This is a genomic window from Pedobacter sp. 01N416, from assembly GCF_056399685.1.
Genome location: NZ_JBFTRT010000817.1, coordinates 1 through 1625 on the forward strand (window position 1 = coordinate 1; position 1625 = coordinate 1625).

Annotated in this window: 1 protein-coding gene and 1 pseudogene; one reads left to right on the top strand and one right to left on the bottom strand. The window is 39.1% G+C overall.

The window, feature by feature from the left end:
• Window positions 1-337: pseudogene (locus tag AC1DND_RS27465) on the bottom strand (dehypoxanthine futalosine cyclase); the annotation flags it as partial.
• A 152-nt stretch (window positions 338-489) separates the two neighbouring features.
• On the opposite strand from AC1DND_RS27465, the gene AC1DND_RS27470 reads away from it, so the two are divergent.
• On the top strand, window positions 490-1625 hold a 1136-nt coding region (locus AC1DND_RS27470; RefSeq protein ID WP_477585977.1), incomplete at its 3' end, for a M16 family metallopeptidase.

The following is a 1625-nucleotide window of genomic DNA, read 5'->3' on the forward strand; positions in this document are numbered from 1 at the left end:
GGTGGTGACCGCCCTGTAATAATAACTGATCTCCACCTAAACGGAAAGTTTCTTCAATTTTTACCTTATAGGTTTCGATATCAGTAATATAACTTTCATCATGGCCAGGCCTGCGGAAGAAATTACAGAATTTACAGTTGGCAATACAAACGTTGGTCGTATTTACATTACGGTCGATCTGCCAGGTTACTTTGCCACTGGGTACCTGAATTTTTCTTAATTCATTCGCTACAAACATCAACGATGCGGTATCGGCATGATGATATAAATGTACTCCTTCTTCAAGGCTCAAAAAATCGAAATGTAATGCCCGTTGCAGTAAATCGGCTGTATTCATACCACAAAGATAAGGAAAAGGGAGGGAAGGTTGAGGGGCTAAGGTTTAAGGTTTGTCAAAAAAATAACAAACACAGTTAATCCACCAAAATCTATTAAATCTTCCTCATCAGTGAAATCATTTATTATATCTTTACGGTTCTAAAAATTAATATGGTAGATTTTAATCGTTTTACACTTGCCAATGGTTTAAAAGTTTTGGTGCATGAAGATGCGACAACGCCAATGGCAGTTTTAAATATTTTATATGATGTTGGTGCCCGTGACGAGGATCCTGAAAAAACCGGTTTTGCGCATTTATTTGAGCATTTAATGTTCGGTGGATCGGTAAATATTCCAAATTATGATGAGCCTTTGCAGCGTGTAGGTGGTGAGAACAACGCTTTTACGAGCAATGATATTACCAATTACTACATCACGCTGCCTGCAGAAAACATAGAAACGGCATTTTGGCTGGAAAGCGACCGTATGCTGAGCCTGGCTTTTTCTGAAAAGAGTTTAGATACGCAAAGAAATGTGGTGAGTGAGGAGTTTAAGCAACGTTATCTTAACCAGCCATATGGCGATGTTTGGTTAAAGTTGCGTCCGCTGGCTTATAAAAAGCACTCTTACCGCTGGGCAACTATCGGAAAAGAGCTCTCGCATATCGAAAACGCCACTATGGACGATGTAAAGGCGTTTTTCAAAAAACACTATACACCTCAAAATGCAATTTTGGTTGTTGGTGGAAATGTGAAAACTGAAGATGTAAAAAAACTGGCTGAAAAATGGTTCGAACCGATCCCTGCGGGAGAGAAGTACAACCGTGATTTAGTTCAGGAAGAGCCGCAAACAGAAGCGAGACAAGAAACCGTGAAGGCAAATGTGCCTTTAAATGCGCTTTATATGGCTTTTAAAATGCCAGGGCGCTTAAATCAGGATTACTATGCCTTTGATTTATTATCTGATATTTTATCACGTGGGCAGTCTTCGCGCTTGTACAATAGTTTGTTGAAAGAGCAGAAACTTTTTAGCGATATCAATGCCTACATTTCGAGTAGTTTAGATCCGGGTTTGTTTATAGTTGAAGGTAAACTGGTGGGAGGAGTAACAACCGAAACTGCAGAAAAAGCAATCTGGGCTGAACTGGATAAATTAAAAGCCGAACTGGTTTCTGATGCTGAATTAACAAAAGTAAAGAACAAAGTAGAATCTGTACTTGTTTTTTCTGAAATGAGTTTATTGGATAAAGCAATGAACCTGGCTTACTATGAGCTTTTAGGTGATGCCGCTTTACTAAACCAGGAAAC